31 protein-coding genes and 2 other annotated features are annotated in these 25,267 nt (G+C 32.9%); of the genes, 7 read left to right on the forward strand and 24 right to left on the reverse strand.

The genetic code is table 11. The features are described 5' to 3' along the window. Window position 1 precedes the first annotated feature (1 nt). Together CN692_RS08550 and CN692_RS08555 are read right to left on the reverse strand one after the other, a co-directional pair. A complete protein-coding gene (locus CN692_RS08550) occupies window positions 2–943 on the reverse strand; it encodes a ring-cleaving dioxygenase (RefSeq protein WP_098118733.1) in 942 nt (313 codons plus the stop codon). 20 nt (window positions 944–963) lie between these two features. Beyond that, entirely contained in the window at window positions 964–1,404 is a 441-nt protein-coding gene (locus tag CN692_RS08555; protein ID WP_098118734.1) for a MarR family winged helix-turn-helix transcriptional regulator, read from the reverse strand. Window positions 1,405–1,634: 230 nt separating this feature from the next. Between CN692_RS08555 and CN692_RS08560 the strand changes: the two genes are divergently transcribed. After that, on the forward strand, window positions 1,635–2,342 hold the full coding sequence (locus CN692_RS08560) for a polysaccharide deacetylase family protein (RefSeq protein WP_098118735.1): 708 nt from the start codon (window positions 1,635–1,637) through the stop codon (window positions 2,340–2,342). A 23-nt stretch (window positions 2,343–2,365) separates the two neighbouring features. Here the strand turns inward: CN692_RS08560 and CN692_RS08565 are convergent, their stop codons facing one another. Continuing rightward, window positions 2,366–2,986, reverse strand: a complete 621-nt coding sequence (locus CN692_RS08565; protein ID WP_098118736.1) for a VanZ family protein — start codon at window positions 2,984–2,986, stop codon at window positions 2,366–2,368. Window positions 2,987–3,170: 184 nt separating this feature from the next. Between CN692_RS08565 and CN692_RS08570 the strand changes: the two genes are divergently transcribed. Continuing rightward, window positions 3,171–3,827, forward strand: a complete 657-nt coding sequence (locus CN692_RS08570) for a glycosyltransferase (protein ID WP_098118737.1) — start codon at window positions 3,171–3,173, stop codon at window positions 3,825–3,827. Window positions 3,828–3,897: 70 nt separating this feature from the next. Here CN692_RS08570 and CN692_RS08575 read toward each other — a convergent pair whose 3' ends face one another. The 3 genes from CN692_RS08575 to CN692_RS08585 form a co-directional block, all read right to left on the reverse strand. Next, the gene (locus CN692_RS08575) at window positions 3,898–4,686 is read right to left on the reverse strand and encodes an EcsC family protein (RefSeq protein ID WP_098118738.1); all 789 of its coding nucleotides are present in this window, start codon (window positions 4,684–4,686) and stop codon (window positions 3,898–3,900) included. A 208-nt stretch (window positions 4,687–4,894) separates the two neighbouring features. Then, window positions 4,895–5,770: an RNA polymerase sigma factor SigJ gene (sigJ, locus tag CN692_RS08580; RefSeq protein WP_098118739.1), complete on the reverse strand. Its 876-nt coding sequence runs from the start codon at window positions 5,768–5,770 to the stop codon at window positions 4,895–4,897. Window positions 5,771–5,790: 20 nt separating this feature from the next. Further along, a complete protein-coding gene (locus CN692_RS08585; protein WP_098118740.1) occupies window positions 5,791–7,092 on the reverse strand; it encodes an FAD-dependent oxidoreductase in 1,302 nt (433 codons plus the stop codon). Window positions 7,093–7,332: 240 nt separating this feature from the next. Between CN692_RS08585 and CN692_RS08590 the strand changes: the two genes are divergently transcribed. From CN692_RS08590 to CN692_RS08600, 3 genes are read left to right on the forward strand one after another with little or no spacing between them, the layout of a single operon-like run. After that, on the forward strand, window positions 7,333–7,662 hold the full coding sequence (locus tag CN692_RS08590) for a PadR family transcriptional regulator (protein ID WP_098118741.1): 330 nt from the start codon (window positions 7,333–7,335) through the stop codon (window positions 7,660–7,662). Next, window positions 7,659–8,063: a permease prefix domain 1-containing protein gene (locus tag CN692_RS08595; RefSeq protein ID WP_098118742.1), complete on the forward strand. Its 405-nt coding sequence runs from the start codon at window positions 7,659–7,661 to the stop codon at window positions 8,061–8,063. Before CN692_RS08590 ends, CN692_RS08595 begins: the two co-directional genes overlap by 4 nt. A 12-nt stretch (window positions 8,064–8,075) precedes the next feature. Beyond that, window positions 8,076–8,708: a hypothetical protein gene (locus CN692_RS08600; protein WP_098118743.1), complete on the forward strand. Its 633-nt coding sequence runs from the start codon at window positions 8,076–8,078 to the stop codon at window positions 8,706–8,708. A 118-nt stretch (window positions 8,709–8,826) separates the two neighbouring features. Here the strand turns inward: CN692_RS08600 and CN692_RS08605 are convergent, their stop codons facing one another. The 6 genes from CN692_RS08605 to CN692_RS08630 all read right to left on the reverse strand — a co-directional run bounded on the left by CN692_RS08605 (window position 8,827) and on the right by CN692_RS08630 (window position 13,168). Beyond that, the gene (locus tag CN692_RS08605; RefSeq protein ID WP_098118744.1) at window positions 8,827–9,561 is read right to left on the reverse strand and encodes an alpha/beta fold hydrolase; all 735 of its coding nucleotides are present in this window, start codon (window positions 9,559–9,561) and stop codon (window positions 8,827–8,829) included. A gap of 180 nt (window positions 9,562–9,741) precedes the next feature. Next, window positions 9,742–10,206, reverse strand: coding sequence for a VanZ family protein (locus CN692_RS08610; RefSeq protein ID WP_257144003.1), 465 nt, complete (start codon window positions 10,204–10,206; stop codon window positions 9,742–9,744). A 325-nt stretch (window positions 10,207–10,531) separates the two neighbouring features. After that, the gene (locus tag CN692_RS08615; protein WP_098118746.1) at window positions 10,532–11,170 is read right to left on the reverse strand and encodes an NAD(P)-dependent oxidoreductase; all 639 of its coding nucleotides are present in this window, start codon (window positions 11,168–11,170) and stop codon (window positions 10,532–10,534) included. Between the two features lie 160 nt (window positions 11,171–11,330). Next, window positions 11,331–11,759, reverse strand: a complete 429-nt coding sequence (locus tag CN692_RS08620; RefSeq protein ID WP_098118747.1) for an Rrf2 family transcriptional regulator — start codon at window positions 11,757–11,759, stop codon at window positions 11,331–11,333. Window positions 11,760–12,073: 314 nt separating this feature from the next. Next, entirely contained in the window at window positions 12,074–12,688 is a 615-nt protein-coding gene (locus CN692_RS08625) for a LysE family translocator (RefSeq protein WP_098118748.1), read from the reverse strand. Between the two features lie 9 nt (window positions 12,689–12,697). Then, a complete protein-coding gene (locus tag CN692_RS08630; protein WP_098118749.1) occupies window positions 12,698–13,168 on the reverse strand; it encodes an Lrp/AsnC family transcriptional regulator in 471 nt (156 codons plus the stop codon). Between the two features lie 172 nt (window positions 13,169–13,340). On the opposite strand from CN692_RS08630, the gene CN692_RS08635 reads away from it, so the two are divergent. Continuing rightward, entirely contained in the window at window positions 13,341–13,760 is a 420-nt protein-coding gene (locus CN692_RS08635; RefSeq protein ID WP_098118750.1) for a YmaF family protein, read from the forward strand. 118 nt (window positions 13,761–13,878) lie between these two features. Here CN692_RS08635 and CN692_RS08640 read toward each other — a convergent pair whose 3' ends face one another. The 11 genes from CN692_RS08640 to CN692_RS08690 form a co-directional block, all read right to left on the reverse strand. After that, a complete protein-coding gene (locus CN692_RS08640) occupies window positions 13,879–14,280 on the reverse strand; it encodes a VOC family protein (RefSeq protein WP_098118751.1) in 402 nt (133 codons plus the stop codon). A gap of 18 nt (window positions 14,281–14,298) precedes the next feature. Then, window positions 14,299–14,847: an NADPH-dependent FMN reductase gene (locus CN692_RS08645; RefSeq protein ID WP_098118752.1), complete on the reverse strand. Its 549-nt coding sequence runs from the start codon at window positions 14,845–14,847 to the stop codon at window positions 14,299–14,301. 134 nt (window positions 14,848–14,981) lie between these two features. Beyond that, window positions 14,982–15,944, reverse strand: coding sequence for a 2-dehydropantoate 2-reductase (gene panE / locus CN692_RS08650; RefSeq protein ID WP_098118753.1), 963 nt, complete (start codon window positions 15,942–15,944; stop codon window positions 14,982–14,984). A gap of 51 nt (window positions 15,945–15,995) precedes the next feature. Further along, the gene (locus CN692_RS08655) at window positions 15,996–16,643 is read right to left on the reverse strand and encodes a response regulator transcription factor (protein WP_098118754.1); all 648 of its coding nucleotides are present in this window, start codon (window positions 16,641–16,643) and stop codon (window positions 15,996–15,998) included. A gap of 13 nt (window positions 16,644–16,656) precedes the next feature. Beyond that, complete coding sequence (locus CN692_RS08660) at window positions 16,657–17,775, reverse strand: GAF domain-containing sensor histidine kinase (RefSeq protein WP_098118755.1); 1,119 nt, start codon at window positions 17,773–17,775, stop codon at window positions 16,657–16,659. Between the two features lie 2 nt (window positions 17,776–17,777). Further along, window positions 17,778–18,221, reverse strand: a complete 444-nt coding sequence (locus CN692_RS08665) for an SRPBCC family protein (protein WP_098118756.1) — start codon at window positions 18,219–18,221, stop codon at window positions 17,778–17,780. Window positions 18,222–18,247: 26 nt separating this feature from the next. Further along, complete coding sequence (locus CN692_RS08670; protein WP_257143993.1) at window positions 18,248–18,793, reverse strand: GNAT family N-acetyltransferase; 546 nt, start codon at window positions 18,791–18,793, stop codon at window positions 18,248–18,250. Window positions 18,794–18,841: 48 nt separating this feature from the next. Next, window positions 18,842–19,828: a GNAT family N-acetyltransferase gene (locus CN692_RS08675; protein ID WP_098118757.1), complete on the reverse strand. Its 987-nt coding sequence runs from the start codon at window positions 19,826–19,828 to the stop codon at window positions 18,842–18,844. Between the two features lie 177 nt (window positions 19,829–20,005). Then, on the reverse strand, window positions 20,006–20,374 hold the full coding sequence (locus CN692_RS08680; RefSeq protein WP_098118758.1) for a VOC family protein: 369 nt from the start codon (window positions 20,372–20,374) through the stop codon (window positions 20,006–20,008). Window positions 20,375–20,482: 108 nt separating this feature from the next. Next, the gene (locus tag CN692_RS08685) at window positions 20,483–22,219 is read right to left on the reverse strand and encodes an aromatic amino acid hydroxylase (RefSeq protein ID WP_098118759.1); all 1,737 of its coding nucleotides are present in this window, start codon (window positions 22,217–22,219) and stop codon (window positions 20,483–20,485) included. Window positions 22,220–22,527: 308 nt separating this feature from the next. Beyond that, window positions 22,528–22,756 (reverse strand) — a binding site (T-box leader). Between the two features lie 45 nt (window positions 22,757–22,801). Beyond that, window positions 22,802–23,031 (reverse strand) — a binding site (T-box leader). A 365-nt stretch (window positions 23,032–23,396) separates the two neighbouring features. Continuing rightward, entirely contained in the window at window positions 23,397–23,915 is a 519-nt protein-coding gene (locus CN692_RS08690; protein ID WP_098118760.1) for a GrpB family protein, read from the reverse strand. Between the two features lie 149 nt (window positions 23,916–24,064). Between CN692_RS08690 and CN692_RS08695 the strand changes: the two genes are divergently transcribed. Then, a complete protein-coding gene (locus CN692_RS08695; protein WP_098118761.1) occupies window positions 24,065–24,631 on the forward strand; it encodes a biotin transporter BioY in 567 nt (188 codons plus the stop codon). Window positions 24,632–24,674: 43 nt separating this feature from the next. Here the strand turns inward: CN692_RS08695 and CN692_RS08700 are convergent, their stop codons facing one another. After that, window positions 24,675–25,178, reverse strand: a complete 504-nt coding sequence (locus tag CN692_RS08700) for a VanZ family protein (RefSeq protein ID WP_098118762.1) — start codon at window positions 25,176–25,178, stop codon at window positions 24,675–24,677. Between the last annotated feature and the right edge of the window lie 89 nt (window positions 25,179–25,267).

Raw genomic sequence — 25,267 nt, forward strand, 5'->3', positions numbered from 1 at the left:
ATTATTCTCCTTTCACTTCTCTGATAATTATCGGTTGTAGATGATTTTCGATTGTTTCACGATTAGGTTCCTGCCATTTTGGAAGCATTAGCTGTTCTCCTAAATGGTCTTTTTCCTCATCAATCATAAATCCAGGTGGATCAGTTGCGATTTCAAATAGTAATCCACCATTTTCACGAAAATAGATTGCATTAAAGTAATTTCGATCTTTTATTTCAGTTACTCCATATTGATGGTCATGTATCTTATGCTGCCATTTTACATGTTCTTCATCGTTACTAGCTCTCCATGCAATATGATGGACAGTTCCTACTCCCATAGCTCCTCTTCCTACTGCTGCTAATTCGATATCAATAATATTTCCAATAGCTCCAGCAGCCTTAAAGCGTAAATAGTTTCCATCTTGGCCTAAACTTTCTAATTCCATAACGTTTTCCAATAGCTCTGCTGTTTTATGAGGTGCACCAGAATATAAAACTGCTCCACCAAACCCTTTAATCGCTACATCCTTAGTAACTCCATTAAACTCCCAAGTATTTTCTGTACCCTCTTCTCTTTCAACTAATTCAAGCTGTAAGCCGTGAAAGTCTTCAAATTGTAGAAATGTTTCTCCAAATCGACTAACTTTATTTGTATTAATATTAAAAGAAGCTAAACGAGTTTCCCAAAAAGCCATCGAGTTAGCTGGGATTAAGAATGTTGTTTTCCCTACTTGACCACTTCCAACTTTTCCTCTGTATGCATTTGCCCAAGGGAAAAACGTTATAATAGTCCCTGGTTCAGCACCCTCATTTCCAAAATAAAAGTGATACGTACCTGGATCATCAAAATTAATTGTTTTTTTCACAAAACGTAATCCTAAAATCCCCGCATAAAAGTCCATATTTTCCTGTGGGTCACCAACTATGGCTGTAATATGATGTATTCCTTTCATTTTTTCCATTAACTCTCCTCCATTTCACTTTATTTATTTAATTTCCTTAATAAGTTAAGTAATTGTAATTGTTCTTCTTCAGTCAATTTACTGAATTGAACTTGCTGAAACTCCTCTTGTGTAGGAACAATTTCTTCATACATTTTTTGACCCAAATCTGTTAAAGAGAGGTATTTGTTTTTCCATTCTACTTCTCTTTTTATCCACTGGAGCTCTTCCATTTTCTTTAATAAATGCGTTACATTTCCTTTTGTAACAACTAATTTATCTGCTAATTCTTGCTGAGTAAGACGCTTATTTCTACCCACGTGAACAATGACATCAAATTGAGCAGTCGTCAGTCCCCATTTTTTCAATTGAGTATTTGATTCTCTAACATTTTTAAGATAAAAACGCGCTAATCGAAACCAAAGTAAAACTGCTAAATTTTTTGATTTACTTGTAGAAGATTCATTATGACTATTTAACATTTTTGCACCTCTTTGATCGATCTTGTTATCAGTTTAATACTAAACTGATGAATTAGCAAGTAAATGGTTTTGGCTAATTTTGTTTTCATAAATAAACTTTTAAGCGCTTTATTACACTATTTCTTTCAACATATATAAATTCCCTTTAATTTCCTTCTTTTATTCTTTTTATAATTTTTGATGATATAATTATGTTTAATTTTTACTAACTAGAAAGAAAGGTATAGTATATGAAAAAACGACTACTAAAAATAATTGTAAGTATTGTCATTTTGTTTCTTGTCTTATACGGGTTGTATAAACTAATGAACGCAAGATCTTTTCAACTATTTGGGGGATTAACTAACGAGGTACATACAAACCAAAAAGTAGTGGCTCTTACATTTGATGACGGTCCAACTAAAATTGTTGATCAAATTCTACCTCTTCTAGACCAATATAATGCGAAAGCTACCTTTTTTCTAATCGGCAATGAAATTAAAAAGAATCCAGAGGAAGCTAAAAAAATCGTAGATGCAGGACAACAGGTTGGTAACCATACATACTCTCATAACAGAATGGTGCTAAAATCACCTTCCTACATTAAAAGCGAAATTGAAAAAACAGACAAATTAATCCGAAAAGCAGGCTATAAAGGTGAAATCGACTTCCGTCCTCCGAATGGAAAAAAACTATTTGGTTTACCGTATTACTTGCATAAGCATCATCGAGATACAATTACGTGGAATATAGAACCAGATACTTTTTACACGAATACCGAAGACAAATTGAATTATGTAAAGAAAAATATTAAACCAGGTTCAATTATTTTAATTCATCCGATGTATGATAAAACTGGTAAAGAATTGGCGACAATTAAAGGGATTTTAGATTTACTATCTAATGAAGGATATAAGTTTGTCACGGTGAATGAACTTCAGAAACTAAAAGACAAGTAGCATTTTGCAACTTGTCTTTTTTTTTAACATTTATCCTCAACTAGGTCTGATTTAATATAAAAATTTGTTCTTACACAATAGATAAAGATTCCTAATGCTGTGCCAAGCGTATTTAAGATTAAATCATCGATATCACAAGATCTATAATTGTAACCTAAGAATAATCCAGCTATCCCTTGAGTTAATTCAATTACTAAGCTTAAAGAAAAACCAATTAAAATCGTTTTACGTTTCATAATCTTCGGAAAGAGAATCGGCCATGCTAATCCAAATGGAATAAATAATAAAATATTTCCACCAATTTGTTTTAGAGCAATTGTAAATGAGCCACTCCTTATAATATCTACTACTCCCTTAAAGGGAACAAAATTGTTTAAATCACCTAATCTGTCTTCAATCATGATTTGTATTAAATATTTTTGATAGGGAAATGGAAACAAAGTTAAATCAATGAGGAATGTAAAGTAGACTCCAAAGATTATCCAATATAAATATTTTTGTAAAGTAATATAACTCCTTAGGAATCTATAGCCAAAGTATAAAATAAAAAAAGACATAACAAAAATACTAGGATACAAATAATTTAACAAATCAACGCCCCTTTCATCTTCAAAGAAATTAATATCGTTGAAAGTTTTTTCCATTTTTAACCATTAGTTCATTTTAATATTATATTAAAGTCACTATTTTTTATATATGAAAATAGTATTATTTTTGATGTTCTTCGATTTCCCAAACAAAAAGACATAAAAATTTATGAATATTACTAGAAAAAAAATCCAAAATAATATTGGTACATTTTGAATATTTCTCAAAGGAGACGTCTAGATGAAGAAACAATTACTGAAATTAACAACTGTTTTTTTATGTTTTGCATTATTTTTAGCTCCAATTAAAACAGGTGCTGAGGAGGTTGATACTCGAGTTCACGGAAAATGTGTAAGTAACTCGGCATGTAAATTCCAAGGTGATATGAGAAAGCTTTGGAACGATCACACAATTTGGACTAGCAAATATATTGTAAGTGCAGTTGCGGGCTTACCTGATAAAGATATCGTACTTGCTCGACTTTTAAGGAACCAACAAGATATTGGAAATGCAATTAAACCATATTATGGTGATGCCGCTGGGGATCAACTTGCTAAATTATTAACCGACCATATCGTATTAGCTGGTAAAATTGTTGATGCTGCCAAAGCAAATGATATGACAACATTAAAAACACTAAATGATCAATGGTTCAAAAATGCAGACGATATTGCTGCGTTTTTAAGCAAAGCAAATCCTAATTGGTCAAATCAAGCTTTAAAGAATTTACTATACGTACACTTAAAAATGGTAACAAATGAAGTAGTAACTAGAATAAAAATGGATTGGGCCGGAAATGTAAAAGCATTTGATGATGGTCTACACCACATAAACGTTTTAGCAGATGCATTATCTGCAGGGATAATTAAGCAATTCCCAAATAAGTTTAAAAATTAAACAAACGTTTGATTTATGAATTCAAAAAAAAGATGAATTTAGCTCTAAACTAAATTCATCTTTTTCTTGTTTATTCTACATGATTCAGTCTCTCAAGAATGCGTCTCTTCTTATATAACATTCTACCTGCTTCACCAACATCTTCAATTGCCTGCTTATTTACATATGCACCGAATATTAGGCCAGCAATTGGAATCATTTGGAACAGCTTTTTCCAGCCCATATTGTCACGGTATGTATAGAATACTTCTCTCCAACCTTCTATTTGAGAAAATGCTTTTTTTCCTTCAATATTTGTTAACTCTTCTAATATCGCCTTTTTTCCAACAATATCCGCTGACGTAAACTGTAAACATTTTATAATAAAAACTCTCTCCGTTTGTTCATTTGGATCATAACCATAAGAAATTGCTATTTCTTGAAGTGTCTTTAGTGTAAGACCTAACAATATTGGAATATCTATAGCAATCGTGAACATACCACCAAATCCTGTAGTCGCTCCTTGAACCTTTGCGAATTGTTTACGGCTAGAAATAAAAGCATTTGAAACCTGATCCATTTGTTCAAGACTAAGCTGATTTACCATCTCTACATCAGATATCTCTTGAATAGAAAGTTCCCTGCTCATCTTCGTAAGAGTTGCTGGAACACTAACTAAATATTGACCACCTGCATTAACATATTTTGATAGTTCATCCAAAATTAGACCAATTTTATCATGAACAAATTTCGGCGTTATTTTATCTAAAATCATAAAAGGAATTCTGCCAATTTTCTCCCAAAAAAATACGCTTTTTTGATCCTTTTCCCATTTTTCAATTTCATTAAGCTGCCTTATTAAGTACTCTTTCGTTTCCATATGCACTCCTAACAATTATTCTTTAAACATATTCAATCATTAAACTATATTGCTTAACGTTAATAATACAAAAATCTAAATGGGAATGTCTAATGAGCTAGTATTTCTGACATACTCATTTACTTACTTATTTCCGCTTAACTTCTCTCTTGAAAAAAAACGAGGGTCCCCATAAACCTATGGGATTCCCTCTAATTGAACTTTAATCTTAAAATCTGATTTTATCCGGATTTCGAATCATATAAATTCTTCGATAACGGTCATCTTCTATTTCAAAACAAATTACAGTTGCTTCTTCTCCCTCAGCTTTTACCATTAAGCCAATTTGATTATTTACCAAAACACATTGAATTTCAGAAGGGGTAGTTATTTTCTTTCTTATTTCGGTCAGAAATGCAACCACATTTTTCTGTAGATTTATTGGACGTAGAGCAGCTTTCGTTTTACCACCAGCATCTGTAATTAGTATAATATCTTCGGTTAGAAGTGATATTAACATATCTAAATTACCAGTTTCCGCTGCTTCTATAAATCGTTTAGCAATGTCTAGTTCATGATTAAGATTTTGTTTTGTAGCTGCATCCTTTATTTGGATTTTACGTTGAAGTCTACTAAATATTTTCCGGCAATTTAATTCAGTTTTATTTAAAATGTTCGCTATTGTACGAAAATCAAAGTCAAAGGCTTCACGTAATACAAATACTGCTCTTTCGGTTGGATTTAACTGTTCTATTAATACTAAAAACGCATAGGTAATCGTTTCATCTAAAATCATCTTCTCGATTGGATCTCTAGTTAGATCCTCAGGTAAGTTTTGAATGATCGGTTCTGGTAGCCACGGTCCAATGTAGACTTCCCTTTTATGTTTAGATGATTTTAATACGTCTAGGCAGCGATTGGTCATAATTTTGCATAAATAAGCTTTCATATTATTTGGCTCATCTTTTGCGGCGTGATTCAATTTTTGAACTGCGAGAAATGTATCCTGTACTAAATCCTCCGAATCCTCAATTGAACCAAGCATACTATAACCTATCGAAAATAGAAGTGGCTTATATTGAGAATATAGATCGTCTACCTCCATAAACTTTCTCACCTCTATTATTAAATTAGTTGAAAAGCAAGCTTTTCATTTATTAAATTTGCAGCGCTTTTTGCGCTAGTCAATGATGCATTCAATAGAAGTTCCATTTGACCAACCCAATCTCCTGCGACAAAAATGCCATCTACACCTACTTTTCTATTTGATAAACTGCTATTTAAGCTTTCCAATGGTTTTTTTATATCATTAGAAACAATTAACTTAGGAAGATATCGACGTGAAATGACATAATCTCTCCATCCAGGTTGAAGTAAATCAAGCAAGCCCTCTAGCTCTTCCTCATCTTTTGACGGATCTGTTTCGTTAACCGAGTTTAAATATTTCATTAGATGGACAACAACTTCTCCTTGTTCAGTCGTTAGGTTAGCAACTGTAGAATGATTCGAAAAATACCATGGCTGATCTATACCTAAAGCAAAATTGAGTTTTGGATTTGGTAAACCACGCATGACAAGATCTAAGCATGCAGCTTTTATCGGGATCATTTGACTACATTTCTGTAAAAATGAATCTGAGACTGGCTCATCAATTAGCTTAACTAAATCAACTGGATTAATCGTTGATAATAAACATTTAGTGGAAATACTAGTATCATTTCGTAGTTCGAGATTTATATTTGGATAAGTGCCAGTAACTTTACATACTGATGAACTTTTTTGAATTGCAACACCATGTTGTTCTGCAGTTTTAACCAAGTCATTAACAATTGCTTGCCATCCCTCATTTATATACATTACTTTTGCGCTACGAAGTTGACCTATCGCCACTCCAGCACTTAAAAGTTCAGAGTTACAAGTAAAAGTAGATAAACGTATGAACGCTAATATTAAATTTTTCACGCAATTACTCGTTATATTATTATTCAAATACTCTTCTAAACTAATACAATTTAATTCATCTATATCCATTTTACGGATTTGTCGATAAAAGCGAAGAAATTCCATTTTCTCTTTCCACTTTAAATGATTCCCCAAAAATAAATTGTATGCCTCAATCACTTTCATTTGCTCAAACTGATCTCCAAAAATAAATGAACCACTCAATTTTGGAATTTTGCCAGACAATTTAACTCCTACTTCATTTAAAATCTCAATACAGTTTGTATATAACGCATGTGCTCCAAGATTTAACTGAGCGTTCCCGACTTGATTAGAAATACCTCTACCACCTACTTTAGATCCTTTTTCCAAAATTAATACCTTTTTTCCAGTTTGAGCTAAATAAATCGCTGCAGTCAAACCAGCGATACCTCCACCTAATACAACAACATCCCATTTTTGACTATTATTTATTTGATTTAACATCCTATTTCAGCTCCCTTTCCATCGTTCATTAATTAAGACGAATGAAAAATAAAAAACGTGACATATAGTAGAGCAGAACAAAGAAAAATAAACTAAAAGCTTATTTTATTCTTCGGACGGGCTTTGTGCGCCATTTTGGAATAGTAATGATGATAAAAACATAAAATTACTTTGACAGATAGAGTAATTATTGTTAACATTACTCTATCAGATAGAATAATATATTTTAGAAGGTGAATTATGGTTAGAAGTGACATCATACGAGGGCATCTTGACTCAATCATATTAAAACTAATTTCTGAGAAGGATCGATATGGTTATGAAATATCTCAAGAAATTGGACTACGTACAGATAATCGGTTTCAAATTAAGGAAGCTACTTTATACGCAGTTTTTCAACGTTTAGAAAAAAAGGAACTAGTGGAAGCTTATTTTGGTGATATTACACACGGTGGAAAAAGAAAATATTACAAGATTACTACATTAGGTAAAGCATATTTAAGTGAACTAGTGAAAGAATGGCAGGAAGTCAAAGAAATTATCGATTTATTTATGGAGGAGATACGATGAGAAAAATTAGAAATCATATTGAAGAACTATTTAAAGATGTTCCAAAAACGGAACAGTCAGAAATAGTGAAACAAGAAATCATTCAAAATCTAGAAGAAAAAGTCATGTATTTAATGGAAAATGGCAAAGAAGAAGAAGATGCTATAAATAAAGCAATCGTTGAATTTGGAGACATTGACGAATTAAAGAAAGAACTTGGTGTAAAGAAACCAGATCGAAAAAAAGGTAACTTTGCAAAGCTAAATTTAGCCTATTCAATATGGGGAAGTGGCTTACTAATCGCTTTCTTCTTATTTATTAATTTTTACTACACACCAAAGACAATTTGGTTTGTCTACCCAACGTTTGGACTATTATGGTGGCCACTTTCTATGTACTTCTACTGGCAACGAAAAAAGTGAGGTGAATAAATAGTGAAAAATTATCTTGGTTTCGCAACAGCTGGATGCATTATGACTATGCTCTTTTTCATGATCGTAAATTTTGTTACATCACCTGGTACAGTTTGGTTCATTTACCCATGTTTTTTCATTTTATTTTGGCCCGTTAGCCTATATTTCATTGGGAAAAGATCGCTAAAACAATTCTCAGTTTTCGGCAGTATTGTACTTCTTGCATTTTTGCTAACAGAAAACTTAATTCATTCACCTGATTATCTTTGGTTTTTTTATTCCGCTTTGCCAATTATTAGTTGGCCTATCTTCTTGCATTTAGGTAAGAAAGCTAGAACATTATCGATCGCACTTATTGGTAGTATCATAACAATTGCTTATTATGGCTTATTAAATTTGATCGCATCTCCTGAATATCCGTGGGTGATTTATCCAGCATTTGCGATTATTTGGTGGCCGTTATCAATTTATTATGCAAAACGAAAAGCGTTTGTCGCATTTTCTTTTACGGCTAGCATTTTTATTAGTATTTTCTTTATTATTGTAAATATCATTTCTACACCTAATACAATTTGGGCAGTATATCCAATTTTTGCAGTCATTTGGTGGCCGCTGAGCATGTATTTTTATGGATATAAAAAGAAGCAAATATAAAGAATAATTGTACGTTTAGCTTAGTGGACTTCAAATTAGAAGTCCTTTTTATTTTTCCTTTATTGACCCAGGTACTCTAATGGTACACTTTCAAATAAATAATAAAGGATTAAGATCATCATTTCCTCTGAGCATCTAGCCATTTCGTTGTGACTTCAATTATTTTATCTTGTTGTTGTTTCGCTGTAATTGTAGCTTTTTTATCTCCTTTTTGTTTTCCATACATCCCAAATTGAGCATGGTTACCACCTAGCACCTCATACATAGTAGCATCCTGTGATAGTAAATGTTTAGTTTCTTTAATTTTTGACAATGTAGATAAGCCATCATGTTCCGCATATAGCGATAGCATAGGTAAATTCGAATTAGAAAAGTCATTAGAATTCCCTGGATACGATCCTAGAAAGATGATCCCCTCTATCTTTTTCGGATTCTTATAGGCATAAGCAGCTGCAGACGCTCCGCCAAGGGAGTGCCCACTAATATACCATTTCTTTATAGAAGGATAACTTTTCATTACTTGCTCAGCCTTATCCACATCAAAAATTGCAAAATTAAACTTAACACTTGGAATAATAACCGTATATCCATCATTTGCTAGTCCTTTTGCAAAATAACTGTAAGCCTCTGGCTCAACTTTAGCTCCAGGATATAAAATGATTCCAGTTTCTTTATTCACTTTAGGTTCAAAAACTTCCCAATGGTGTTTATTATCAGTATTCACATTTCCAACTAATGAGTACAACTCCTTTGATGGACTATACGTCTGTTGAGACCAAATATAAAATCCTCCAAATGCAAGTAATAGTATCACCACAATACTAATAACGCAGTACTTTATTATTCTTTTCATCAAACTGCACCCACTTTAATTTAAGATCTCGAGATAATCGGTAATATGAAATTAAAATTTATATTCCAGATGCCGAACTTTAAAGTAATTTTAGTTTGATTAATAAAATTCAAATTAATACATAGCAATTAAGAATGCCAACATATATTGTGAAATTAAGCCATACCTATCGTACTACGGCTACATAAAAAGGATCCTGTGCCTTTTAAATATAAAGATAATAAATAATAATGCAAAGGACGTTAACACCAATGCAAGTAAATTAATAAATTTATTTGTTCTATGCTTAAATATCTTAAATAAAAGTTCATAGATTCCAATCCCGATTAATCCGCCAAGAGTATTGGCCAGTATATCAGTAATATCACTTATACCGATTGCTAAAACGTATTGTATAATCTCAAAAGCTAGGGTTAATCCAAAGAACGAAAGAAGTTTCTTCAGAAAAGACCAATTACTTTTCAACATGCAAATATAGATACCAAATGGCACAAAAATCCTTATATTGTTATACACCTCAGAAAAGACAGACCCATTAAGTGGAATCAAATTAATTACACGCACCCTAGTTATTTGATCAAAGGAAAACTGCAACTTAAATAGGACTAACCAATTAAGTGCTAATAAATAGATTATGAATAACACGAATGTCAATTTTTTATTTCCCAAAATTTCTCCCCCAATTCTTGCTGTTTCATGTAGTTAGGTCATATTTTTTAAATAACTACTTTATTAATGTAGCAAACCCTAAATACTATCAAAAATCAATCCTTTGTTTTCGGTTTACTACTTATTGTTCTATGCTTAAAGGATAGTAGAAACAATTTAAAGAAAGAGTGGGGTAAATCTTAAATTTTTCTTAAATTCACAGCCATGTCGTATTAGATAAGAGATCAACAATCTAAATTAACAGAGATTTTATATTTAATAATGAAAAAAGCGACTCTTCAAAAGAATCGCTTTTCAAAAATTATTCTGCTTCAGAAACTAACGTAAAACGTTCATTTAAATGCTGAGGATTTTCAATTTCATCCACTAATGCAATTGCATAGTCGGCATAGCTTACGTAACTATCACCTTTTTTATTTACAATAAAATTGTCTTTTCCTTTTTGATAAGTCCCAGTTCTTTTTCCGTTTGGATCGAAAAATGCTGCTGGACTAATAAACGTCCAATTTACATCTGTTGTTTTTTGTAAATCTTGAAGACCTTTTGTCATTTTTGATGCAGTTGCATAATATTCTTTTGGAAATTCAGGAGTGTCAACTAGCTGGATCTTTTGTTCTTCATCTACAAATAAACTTCCTGCACCACCAACAACTACTAATCTAGTTTCAGCATTTTTTAAAGCATTAATTAAAACATTTCCAGCTTCCAGATAAAGATGTTCTTGACCATTAGCTGCTTTAAATGCATTAACGACAACGTCAAATTGCTTTAAGTCTGCTGAATTTAAATCAAATAAATCCTTTTCTAAAACAGATATTGTTTTATTAGTTAGTTTAGAAGCATCTCTTACAATTGCTGTTACCTCGTGACCTCTTTCAACAGCTTCCTTCAAAATAAGACTTCCTGCTTTCCCTGTAGCTCCAATAATACCAATCTTCATCATTTTTTCCTCCTAAAGGTTTAATTATTTATTTGGATTAAAATCCAGATTCATTACTCATTCGTTGTAACATGAACAGTTACAACTATTTCAAAAAAATAAAACTTCTTATAGATGTAACTGTTTTAGTTACATCATTTATAAAAAAAATTGAATATTGTTATCCAATTTTTTTACTTAATACTGTAACCAATTCTTCCATTGTAACATCATCCAGTATTTTTTCCATTGCTTCTTGTGCGCGATTTAATATTAATTCTAGCACTGCCTGGATATTTGCACCGACTGGACAGTTCGGATTCGGTTTCTCATGAAATTGAAAAAGTTCACCTTCTTCAACTACTTCAACTGCTCGATAAACATCTAGAAGAGTTATCTCACTTAAAGACTTTTGAAGTGTAGCTCCACCTGTTCCTCGTCGAACTTGAATTAAGCCAGCATTCTTAAGTTTTCCCATCACTCTTCTTATTACGACTGGATTTGTATTCACACTTTCTGCAATCCATTCAGAAGTACAAAGTGCGCTATTTTCAATCGTAACAAGAGACAAAACATGGACAGCAACGGTAAAACGACTACTGATTTTCATAGGATTTAACCTCCGATGTAACCATTATAGTTACAACTATAAATAAATGTCAACAATATTTATTTTACACAATCCGATTGGTGTTTATATTTTTATATAAAATAACCTTTATTACTCTCAAAAGATAAGCAATTTATAATACTTATTTTACATAAATGGTATGTTTTATTTTTTTACTAAAATTAAAACATTAGATCGAAAACTGGGATTAATAAAACTATAAATAAAAGAAGCTATAAGTAGTTTATAGCTTCCTTTCTTATTTAAGAGTAAGTTTATGTTGAAATGGCCGCCAAGGTTGAGCCCACTAAATATTACATTAGTCCATATAAAGCTATGCCACCAAAAATAATAATGATAATACCTGATAGGCGATTAATTAGTGTTAAAGATTGATTATTAATTCGATTTCTAAATAATCCTACACCACTACTTAAAATGACCCACCATAAACTTGATCCACTAAAAACGCCTAATACTAAAATAATAGAAGTTCCAATATTACTAGCTGAATTCGAAATACCTAAACCCGCAAAAATGGCAATAAATGATAAAATTGTCATTGGGTTTGTTAGCGTTAAAAATAAAACTGATAGAAATGCGTTTATCATATTTTTCTTTTGTGTATCAGATTGTGTATAGCTAGCTTTTGAAATAAGTGTTTTTACACCTAAATAACATAGAAAAAAACCACCAATTAATTGAATCCAAACATGCTGACCAATTAAAAAATTCATAATAACAGTTAAACCAAAGCCTGCGATAAGACCATAAATACCATCTGCAGTTGCTGCCCCAAGTCCAGAAACTAAACCAACCATTCTTCCATGAGCTAGTGTTCTACGTATACAAAGCACTCCAATTGGGCCTACAGGTGCAGCAATTGATAAGCCGATTAATAATCCTTTAATGTAAATTTCAAAATTCATATTAACCTCCTACTCAATCGAAAATTTATGCTTTTGCAATGGTTGTCGAAAGGTTTCTTTCGTTGTATCCATTACAATTGTTGTTTTTGTTCTTACCACACCTTTTAACCCTTTTATCTCATGACTAATTACTCGATCTAAGTCCTTCGTATTTCTACTTCTTATTTTTAGTAAATAATCATCTTCACCTGCAATATGGTGGCATTCCTGTACTTCCTCTAATTGATTAACAAGCTCTAAAAATGGTGCTCTATTTTCAGGTCGTTCAAGCGAGACAGCTACAAATGCTGTTAATTCGCTACCGACTTTTTCTGAATCGATTAATACACCAAATCCTTTGATTACACCTTGTTCAACTAATCGGTTTACACGCTCAGCAGTAGCTGGCGCTGATAAGCCGACCTCACTAGCTAAATCCGCCCACTTCATTCTAGAATTATCCATTAAGTGATTAATTATTTTCAAATCATAAGTATCCATGTATTAAAACCTTCTTTTTATAAGTTTTATTTAATTTTACTTATTTTATGAAAGTTAATCAATGTTTTTCAGTAAATATCTTCTAATTTCCGAGCTAAAAAAAACATATTTATTTAATTGCACTAATAAGATGAAAAAGGTAGACAATCTTGATTGAAGGAGGCTCCATTTTATGAAAAGAGACCCGTTTGAATATCGGAAAAGAATAAGAGAAAAAGAATCTAGAGAAGAAGTAGAACAAGAGCCAAACGAAGAAGCAGAAGTAAAACAGGCTGAAGAAAGACCTCAAACACATGTACATGAATTTGTAGCTAGTACTAAATTAGCAGAAGAAAATGACGATCGGCATAACCATCGCTTTGCTGGAGTCACAAGTGAAGTCATTCCCAAAGGAAGACACAGCCATATACACCGAATTGTAGTAAATACAGATTTTCTAGATCATCATCACGAGGTTATTATTGAAACTGGTCCTCCTATACCTGTAGGAAATGGTAAGCATGTTCACTTTGTTAAAGGCATGACAACGATTAATGATGATCATGAACATGATCTTGAATTTGCAACTTTAATAGATCGACCATTGGTTTAGTGCAACTTTAAAATTCAACTTATGTATAGTGCATATACATAACTTTTATTTAGAATAAATTATGGACCTTCTTAGAAGGTCCTTTCAGTATGCTTTCTATTTACAGGTAAATATGGACTCATGTATCCTTCAACCCGTCAGTATTCATTAACACAATCCTCCAACCGTCCGGGTCCTCAAATGTGATACTTTTGCCAAGCCAATAAGAATTCTCAGGTTCAACGTCGAAGTATCCCAAGTTATTTAATCGCGATTTAACTAGGTTAATTTCAGCTTGATCTGGCATATAAAATACTAAAAGATTATCCTTAGTTGGAGCAGGACATGGACTTCCATCAATGTGTTGAGTAAACTCTAGATGGTATTCAACATTCGGTAAACCAAACATGATTCCATCATAACCATCGTGATTTTGGAATCCTCCTACGCATTTTAGGCCAAGCCCTTCACTATAAAACTTGGTTATTTCAGCTAGCTGATCGGTAGGTCTTGCAATTCTAAACTGAACCCAGTTTCTCATTGTCATCACCTTTATCCTTTAATAATTTGATGCTGCCCATTCTTCGTTTAGTTTTTTAGATAATTGTGTGTAAAGCTTCAATTCTTGAATTAATCCGTCTACTAAATAAGAAACGTTTTCTCCTAAACCTGTCCCTTCTGAGACAAAATCCGATGGATCGATGACAACTTGCTTCGATAATACATTTGCATATAAAGCTCTTAAAACGATTCTCATGTTATTAAGTGCATTAATGCCACCTTTTCCACCTCCGGATACAGCCATTATTGCAACTGGTTTATCTTTAAAGTGCTTACTCCCTAAAAAGTCAAAGGCATTTTTTAATGCTCCACTCATTCCACCATGATACTCTGGTGTCGCAACAATTATTGCATCAGCATTTTCTAATTGTGATCTTAATTTTTGGATATTTACAATTTCATTTTGCTCTTCTTGTCCATTGTATATAGGTAATACTAGTTCACTTAAATCAATTGTTTTTATATTGTATTTTCTTGATATGATTGAAGTTAATTTACCTGTACGCCCTTCTTTTCTTGGACTTCCATTTATCATTATAATATTCATATTTTCCACTCCTTTGATTTGTACTTTTAGTATAGTCAATGAATAAAGTGGATACTTCAGTCGTATGATAGAACTTTTGTACACGTTTAGTTGTACATATAAATAAAAAAAATCTACAACTAAAGTTGTAGATTTCAGACCGAAAGATGCTCGCTTTTTTTATCGACTTGTTTGAATCGATCTTGCTGCATTTTTTGATAAACTTTTATATTTTGATAAACTATATCAAGCAATTTAGCATTCATATCCTTATTCTTGGCAAGCTCTAATAAATACCCTTGCAAATGCTCTCCCTCAACCTGGGAACCTTTTTCCATATCACGCTGCAAAGAAGATTTCATATCATACCCAAGAGCATCAATTGATCGCATATGCTCATCGACAATATTTTCAGCTATCGGGGCACCGTAAGCAATCATAATATTAGTACATTCTTCAAATAATTCTCGGATAGTGGCTCTACCACCTTCACTTTCCCTTATCGGACCAATTGGGGCACGCATAAGAGATGTAACGCCAGACATTACCGTAATAAATAAATATTTATGCCACATATCACGCTCAATCTGTTTACTTTGGATGAAATCAGCTTTTGAACCATTAAATACTTCGGCAATTCTTCTTATACGGTCAGTTTCCTTTCCAAGAAATTCTCCAAATACAAGTCTAGCGGCTTTACTTGTTTGAACAACTTCACCAGCTTCATTTAGAGTTGTTTCAATAAAACATAAACCGCCAATCACCTGTTCTTCACCGAAGGCCAGTTTTAATGGATTTAAATGAGCAATTCCGTTTAGAAGAGGTATGATAGCAGTCTGATTACCTACGAACGGTTTTACATCTTTAATTGCGTTTTCCAAATGATATGACTTAGTTGAAAAAAGAATGATATCAAAAATCTCGGCCGGATCCTCAGTAGTAATTAGATTTGGTTGAAATGAAAAATCGCCGTGTAAACTACGGATGATCAAACCGTTTTCCTCAAGCTGTTTTTTTCGATTAGCTCGTACTAAAAAAGTAACGTCTTCTCCTTTTTCTACTAAGCGTCCTCCGAAATAGCCGCCAACTCCTCCAGCTCCCAATACAAGAATTCGCATCAAAAACACCCTCTCTATCCAAATTTAAAACTCAAATGGTTGAACAATCGTTTATTTTGAAATTCCGTTTCGTATTGCATAAAGGGCTAGTTGCGTACGATCTTGAAGCTGCGTCTTAGCCAATATATTCGAAACGTGGGTTTTCACTGTTTTTTCAGTAATAAATAGTGATGCCGCAATTTCTTTATTACTCTTACCACTTGTAATCTCCTTCAAAACATCCATTTCTCGTTTAGTTAATTTATCTTGAAATGATTGTTCCTGTTTTGCTTCAGACTTACCAGTAAGCACAGAAACTAATTGCGTTGTCACCTTAGAGTGAAATTGTTTTTCCCCATCATGAATTTTTCGAATAGCCGAAACAAGCTCGTCTGGGTCACTATCCTTTAAATAATATCCAGCTGCACCGGCTTCAATAGCAGGTAAAATATGATCTTGATCATAAAAACTAGTTAAAATCATTACCTTTACAGCTAAGCCTTCATTGTTAATACGTGTTGTTGCTTCAATCCCATCTAGAACTGGCATCGCTAAATCCATGATTACAATATCTGGTTTTAACTCTTTTATTAAGTTTAATGCCTCTTCTCCGTTTGACGCTTCACCAATGACCTCAATACCATCCTGTGTATTTAAAAAGAAAATTAGTCCTCTCCTAACTACATGATGATCATCAGCAATTAATATTTTAATAGACATAAAATTCTCCTTCTTAAAAAGGGATACTCGTCGTAATTTTTGTTCCCTTGTTCAAATCACTTTCAACTAAGAACGATCCCTTTATCGATTCGACTCTTTCCTTCATGCTCTTCAATCCTAATGTTGGAATTTGTACATCCTTTGGGCAGATAAAACCTACACCCTCATCTCGAATCGTCATTTTTACTTTCTTTATACTGATTGATAACTGTAAAAATACAGCACTTTGACCTGAATGTTTTCTACAATTATTAAAGGCTTCCTGACCGACGCGCCATAATGTTTCTTCTATTTTAGATGGCAATATTGTTGTACCTTTTACATGACTGTTTACGTTCAATCCTAGCATTTCACCATAGTTAATTAGCGCGCTAACGATTCCTTTTTCGATTCCTTGTGGCCTAAGCTGCCAAATTAGAGCTTTCATTTCTGCTTGTGCTTCTTGGGCAATTTGTTGGATCTGATTAAATGTATCTTTTAACTTAGTACTCTCCGAAACATTTGCACCAGCTTTTGCAGTTACATTAATAGAAAACAATAATTGGCTAACTGAGTCATGTAAGTCCTTCGCAAGGCGATTTCTTTCTTGAATCAACTCAAATTCTTTTACCTGTTCAGTTAATTGAATTCGTTTAATCGCTGTTCCAATTTGCAGTGCGACTGCTCCTAGTAAATTCAACTCTTCTCGGTCAAAATTTAATTTATTAGAAGCCGCAACATTTAATAAGCCAAACGATTCTTCGCCTGCTTGTAGTGGTACGGTCGCATGATGTGTGACACCATTCGTTTCTCCCCAATTTTGGATTAATGAATCCTCTAATCTTTTACATTCCATTATGTTAGATGCTTTATTAAGTCTGCCTGTATTATATTTATTTACACACCAACAATCGCCATTACACATTGGTTTAGCTTCTTCGTTCATAAGAGCTGGGGGTAACTCATGTGATGCAACTAATTCATAATCTCCATTATTATCTATTAAAAAAATCCACCCTGTATCTAGGCCCGTTACTTGAATTAATTTGGCTAAGGCGCAATTTAGGGTACTGTATAAATCAGTACCCTCATTTAATATTTCTGCTATTTCCTTTAATACTTGTAGCTCTAAAAGAAATGATTCTTTTTTCATGCTTATGCTAATTCCTTCATACGTCGATCAAGTTGTTCAAGCACCATTGGCCATGCTTGCTCATGCTGATCTCTCGATAGTTCATCTGAGAACCCTGCATGCGTTAACTTAACAACTGCTTCTCCACTCTCATTTGTAGAAAATTCCACTGTAACAACAGTTTCTGTTTTTGATCCTGAAGTAAACCATGTAATCTCAACAAGTTGATTGCGTTCAAGCTTTAAAAAACGACCATAATGAGGATGACGCTTATCTTCAAACTGTGTTTCAAAGAAAAATACAGAATTAACCTCTGCCTTCATAATGACCGAATCCGGCGCAGCAAACCAATCACCGAATCGTTCTGTCCACGCTTCATACAATACTTCTATCGAACTATCCATCACTCGCTCTACTGTTAAACTATATGGTTTACTCGATAAATCTGGATAACTAATAATGGTCATATTAATACCTCCAAAATATTTTAAAGTTATTCATTTTCGTTAATAATTGCAAGTACTTGATGGTCTTCCCATTTTCCATTTATTCGGACATTTTTCTTAGCAATACCCTCTTTATGGAAACCTGACTTTTCCAGCACTCTAATTGAACCAATGTTATGCGGCATTACTCCCGCTTCGATGCGATGTAATTTTAATTCATTAAACGCATATTCAACAACCAACTTTACAGCTTCTGTTGTAAAGCCTTTTCCATTTTGATCCTCATCTAAAGAATAACCAACAAAACAACTTTGTAAATCTCCTCTTAAAACCTCTGCTAGCATCGTAAATCCTATGAAAGCATTCGTTTCATTTAAAAAGATTCCAAATCCATAATACACATCATTGTCACTTTTCTCTTTATAGGATTTAATACGATCGACTTGAGCTTCTAATGTATAGAAACTTTCATCTTTTATATATGTAAATGGTTTAAAAAACTCTCTATTTCTAACTTCGTACGCCAAAAATTCCTCAGCGTCAGAAACTCCTAATTGTCTTATATGTATATTGTTACCAACTAACTTCATCATTTCCGCTACTCTCCCTGTCATAACTACTTTTTAGTGATCCCCACTAATCTATATTCCTGTTGCCCACAATATTCTAGGGTCAATTTTACGAACTAACCGATACGCTATAGGTTTAAAACCATTTTTTGACCAAAATCTTGAGGATTCTAAATTGGTTATTCTCCAATCAGTTTCGCAAAATTGATAGCCTTCCTTTTTAGCAAAAGTAAGTCCATGATCTAATAAGGCCGTGCTAACCCCCATACCACGGGAAGATTCGACCGTTGCTCCTACTACTAAACTAATACAAGATTCCGGAGTTAATAAATTCTCATCAGATGCTTCTGCCGATTCAAATACTTGAAAACCTACACTTTCATTTTGATAGAGTGCTAACCATAAAGTTGCAGTCTCCTCATTAATTAACTCTGCATACCCCCCTTGGTAATCTTCTCTCTCTTCAATAAAACCTGGTGCAAATACTGGCGATTTCGCTTGGTGTTCCATAATGACAGTTGCCAATTCACGAATTCGTTTTTCATCTTCATTATTTGCTACTCGAATTTGTATATCTGAAAAAACGCGATCCGTCGATACTGACAAATCACGGATAGCATGGACCTGTTCATAAGCAAATCCTAAATGAAGCCAAGCCTCTATAGCTGACTTATTTCCACTTGGTACCATTACATAATGATTAAAAGAGCCATTCTCGACCATTTGCTTAGCAAACTCTGCATATAATTCACGATATAATTCTGTACTTTCACTTTCCGCGATTGCCATACCTGCATACTTGACCCAAGTATGTCGCTCGCGATTTTTATCTGTATGAATTGATCCAATCATATAACCAACTAGCTTGGAATCATTTATTGCGGCGACGCCAAAGCTATTTTTTTCATTAAAAAGCACTTCAATAGCCTTTTTAGCATACTCAGTACCTTCGAATTTAGGTGACAATCCCGGGTTCATATTTCGGTCATACATATGACGGTTAGCCAAAAGACTAGCCGCTTCATCTAAATGTCTATTTTCAAACGCGATAAATTTCATCTCAAACCTCCCGAATAGTACATAAACTTTGACTAGTAATAGTGCGACTATTTTACTAATACTTTAATCTACATATAACTAGTTTCAATAAAAAGAGCATTACTTCCTGCTTATAGAAGATAATGCTCGCTTTCATCATGTTATTATTCAGAACAATCCTAATTTGGACTAAGTTTATTAATGAAATTCTAAAAACTCGACTTTATTTCCAAACGGATCATTAACGAAAAATCTAGTTCTACCTTCAATTGGTGGTTCTTCTTTAATTTCAAAGTTAAGTGTAATCAGTTGTTCTCTTAATGTCTCAATATTTGTAACAATTAATCCAGGATGTGCTTTTTTAGGCGGTACAAAGTCTTCTTGAATACTAATATGTATCTCTTGGTTTCCACAAATAAACCAACATCCACCTCTGCCCTTTAAATTTTCTGGCTTTGGCAATTCTTCCATTCCTAAAATGCCGCTATAAAATTTTCGAGCTTCTTCCTCGCCACCCTTTGGACAAACTAACTGAACATGGTCAATTCCTTTTATTTCAAATGCCATAAAAAACACATCTCCTATTATAAAAGAATCTTTTTTATATCTTTAGATTACCAGAACTACCAAATAAGAAAAGCGTTACTTCTATTGAAGCAACGCTATTTTACTTATTTAAACTAATTTTAAACCATTTGTAATTAAATTCTTTAATGAATCCTCTATTCTTAATGCTTCTAATTCAGCTTTAAGTGGCTCCACAAGTTGAGCTAGTTTAGGATTAACTGTAGCAATTTCAAGTAATTCTAAACGTAATAACCAATCACTTTGGTGGTCGCGGTTAAGCTCACCATGAACAGCAATTAATTTAGAAATGCAGTCATCGCAGAAAGTATTCTTTTCTCTAATTACTCTAACTTCTTTATATAATTTTTCTAATTCAGTTAATGGAGCAGGTGTTTCCATTACGAATTCAATCTCTTTAATTGAATCACTGAAGTAAGATGTTGGGTCAGCCGCACCAGGGTATGCTGATACAACGCTTGAACCAACTCCCATATCAAATGTTCCCCACTCTTTTTTGAATAATTCTTTTCCTTCGTAAGTAACAGTGCAGTCTTCAAATGAAATCAATGCAATCTTGTCTTCATTCTTAATGATATTCACAACTCTCCCGGAAGCGCTTACACCGCTTGAGAATTCTAAATCAACAAAGTTTCCTACAACAATACCTAAATTCTTAAGTGCTGCATCATCACATTCTTCTAACCTAATATCACCTTTTAGAAGTCCGATTGGAGTACCAAATCCTTTAGCGTGGTAGTCTGTTCCGTGACCATCTAATTGTTTATTGTTAATTGATAGTGCTGTTGCGCCAGTTGTATTTACGTAAATCGCTTCACCGTTTTCATCTTTTAAGATCGCATGAACAATACCTGTTACGCTTAATCCAGAATTAAATTCAAATGTAGCAACGCTTTTTGATTTAAGAGCCTTATCTAAGCTTTCAGTACCACCAACGCGGAACGCCATAGTACTTGCTAATTCTTCTGCACCTTGCATTAACTCATCAAAATCTTTACATACAAATAGTTGTGCTTGCATTTCAGTTATATTTTTCGGTTGTTCTGTAGCACCTTCAACAGAGAAAGGAAGTTTTTCTACTGCATCTGTAAAGCAATGTGTACTTTCACCTACTGATGATAATAAACCAGCACCATAAATTTTTGGATTATTTACTTCACCAATTAGACCATATTCAACTGTTCTCCAGAATACGCGTGAAATTTTTTCAGCTTCTGAAATTCCAACAATCGCTTTTTGTCTTTCTTCAACTAATTTTTGCGCAGCAGCTTTTTCTTCTGGAGTCGACTTTGGATCTTCCATTACAATCGTTAAATTTCGAACTGCTTCAAATAATTCTTGTTTTTCTTTCGTAGCAAATGCCTTTGCACCAATTGAACCAATTTTTTGAACGTATTCTCTAAATACAGGATCAAATAAGATTGGCGCGTGTCCTGCAGCCTCATGAATAATATCTGGAGCAGGTGTATATTCTATATTCGTTATTTGTCTAATTTCAGTTGCGATTGGTAAAATACCATTAGCTAAAAGTTCAAAAAATGCTGCACCAGGAATTAATCCATTAACGATCCCTGCGCCCCAACCAATTTTTGATAAGCTCTCGTTCATTTCAGCTACATTTGGAATTTTTTCCGTTTCAATTCCCGACATCTTTAAGCCGTCTACAAATGCAGCATGTGCTTTATCTTTTAAAGCATGATGATTTTGTCTCATAACATAACGCCATACCGCATGGTCAATCGGCGTGTATAGATCATAATTTTGCTCCGATAAGTATTGCTTCAAATGAGGTGGTATAATTTTTGTTTCAAAAGCTGCTTCTTTCATGTCATCAATTCCCCTTTTTTATAATTGTTTCACTTAAAAATCTATTACACTACTTTCTTAAAAATACCCGTTCTATCTATTCTTGCTAAAAGCTTTTTTGAGCATTTCTAAGCAAGTTTCCATCATTTATCCATTTCTACTTTTTCCAAGTTACTCCTTCTTTCTACAAAATCTTTTTTTATTCGGTAATTATAGTCATAATCAACCAAATACATCACCCCTTCCAATGGCTAGTGAGAAAGACGCGCTGCACTCACTCTGGCAATTAAAATATTTAAAAACATAAAAAAAATCCCTACTGTTTGCACAGTAGGGACGAACTGTTAATTCGCGGTACCACCCTAGTTATTAGCTGTATTAAATACATACTAATATCTTCATTTCATAACGGCTCTTCACCGTCTTCCCCTCACTATTCGTTTCGAAGAAGATGCTCGTGGATTGTAATTCGTGTCGTTTTTTGTACTGATTTGCACCAACCATCAGCTCTCTGTTACAGGGAAAACTTCACTACTAAATTCCATTCATTGCTTTTCGTTATTAAATTGTTCTTAAAAATAAAAAAGTCCCTACTGTTTGCACAGTAGGGACGAAATATTGTATTCGCGGTACCACCCTAAATTTATTAGTATTCAAAACGATACTAATATCTTCATTTCATAACGGCTCTTCACCGTCTTCCCCTCACTATTCGTTTCGAAGAAGATGCTCTAGGACTGTAATTCATGTGTTTTATGTACTGGTTTGCAGCTACCACCAGCTCTCTGTTACAGGGAAAACTCCACTACTAAATTTCCTATCATTGCTTTTCGTCATTCAATTAATACATACTTTATTCCTATTTCTCATAAATGTCAACACTTTTTATACTTATTTTTTCGAGGGATTTATTATTCAGATATAATTTTAATCTTAACCTCTAGAAAAATATAATCGTAATCATCTATTTTCCCTTCCAAACTTAACGAGAAAATTGAACTTCAATTATAATAAAAGCTTAATTCATCCAAATGATTTTTTACATAGAATTGCCAGATGGATCCTATAGATTCTGAAGCAAAATAATTTTAATAGAGACAAAGCTGTTTCATCTTTATTGTTTATATTTCTTACAATTGAAAACTCACACTTATTTTAATTAGTTCCATCTTTTAAAAGTATTGAAAGTGATGTTATATTAGTAAAACTTACTCTTAGCACACGTAATAACTTCCCTAATGAACGGTTCTTTTTTCTTTGTATACGTTTGACGGTCAAATTGAAATTCCTTCGCAAGATTCTTTTTAAGATTCATATATTCTTCTGCAATTTTAGGATTTTCTCTTAAGTAATCTCTAAACAATAATTTTTCAATCCATTCATTACTTTTGAATTCACAAATATGTAAATGAACTGTTCCTTGTCCCCATTTTCCTTTTCTAAGGAATCTTCTATCTGTTAATTCAGGCTTGGGGACATATTCATAATCAACTGTGCTTAATGGTTTTATTAGTGCATCAACTTCATCTAATTGATCGATTCCAATCATAATATCTATGATTGGTTTTGCTCCTAAACCTTTTACTGACGTACTTCCAATATGTTCGATTTGAATTTGTTGACCTGATAATACAGATAAAACTTTCCTCTTTTCTTCTTCAAATTGCAATTCCCAATTAGGATCATAATTTTTTAATATCACATTTGGACTTGTCACTTCATCTCATCTTCCTCATTAAATTTTTATCAATTCTCTATCTTTCATTTTATTCATATTGACAATCTTTTTATATAAAATATAATTAATTTATAATATGTTAACCATGAAAATAAATAAGTTAACATAAAGAGAGGGAGATTTTAGTAATGCAACAAGAAAGATTAAAAATGATTATTAATTCAGCTTTATTTGCAGCAATTATTGGTATTCTATCTCAAGTATCTATTCCTTTGCCTTTTTCTCCTGTTCCAATCACGGGACAAACATTAGCAATCGGCTTAGCGGCTACGATTTTAGGTAAAAAATACGGAACAATCTCGTTACTTCTTTATTTAGCGCTTGGCGCAATCGGAATTCCGGTTTTCGCAGGAGGTGCTGCGGGATTTGGGGTACTAGTCGGTTCAACTGGTGGTTATTTAATTGGATTTATTCCAACTATTTTTATCATCGCTTACTTTATTGAAAAAACAAAGTTCACAGTATTAAATGCAATGATTGCGAACACGATCGGAATGTTTGTTACATTAATTTTTGGTACTGTCTGGTTAAAAATAGCAGCTTCACTAAGCTGGCACGACGCAATGGTTTTTGGTTTTTATCCATTCATTATTCTAGGATTAGTTAAAGCATACGTTGCATCTGCACTAGGTGTTATGATTGGTAAACGCTTAGTAAAAGCAAATTTACTAAAACGTGATGAAATTTCAGCATAATATAGAAAAAGCTCATTCGATGAAATGAGCTTTTTTTATATTCTTAATTCATTCCCATTGTATTATTACTACGTTTACCGATCAAATCGTAGATGAACTTTATCAATCTTAAAACGAAATAACCTAATATTCCACCGAGTGTATTTAAGATTAAATCATCAACATCAAAGCTACCTAGGGCAAATAACAATTGAAGGATTTCATAAGTTAAACTTAAAATGAACGTCGTTTTTAAAATTGACTTAAAGTTAAAATACTTCTTAAGGATTAAAGGAAGAATAAAACCAAAGGGCATAAAGCCGATAATGTTACCAGCCAAATTATTAATTCTAATATCTAAGTTGATATCTGCTAAAAACAAGTAAAAAATGATTGTTTTAAATGGAATAAGGTTATTAAAACTCCACCAATTCTCTCTAATTAAGCTAAAATCCAATTGACTTATTACTTGTGTAACCGGTGTATACTTGAAAAGAATATTTTGCGACAAAATCATCAAATAGAAACAGAATAATAGAATTAAGATTGTCTTTATCAATTTATACATATGTTTAAATCTCCACACCATTTTTTTATTAAACATACCATAATTATCCAATTTTGAGTTGTTTTATTTTCGAACCTTTTTTGTCGGGT

This window comes from Bacillus sp. AFS002410 (assembly GCF_002556365.1).
Taxonomy (GTDB): domain Bacteria; phylum Bacillota; class Bacilli; order Bacillales; family Bacillaceae_G; genus Gottfriedia.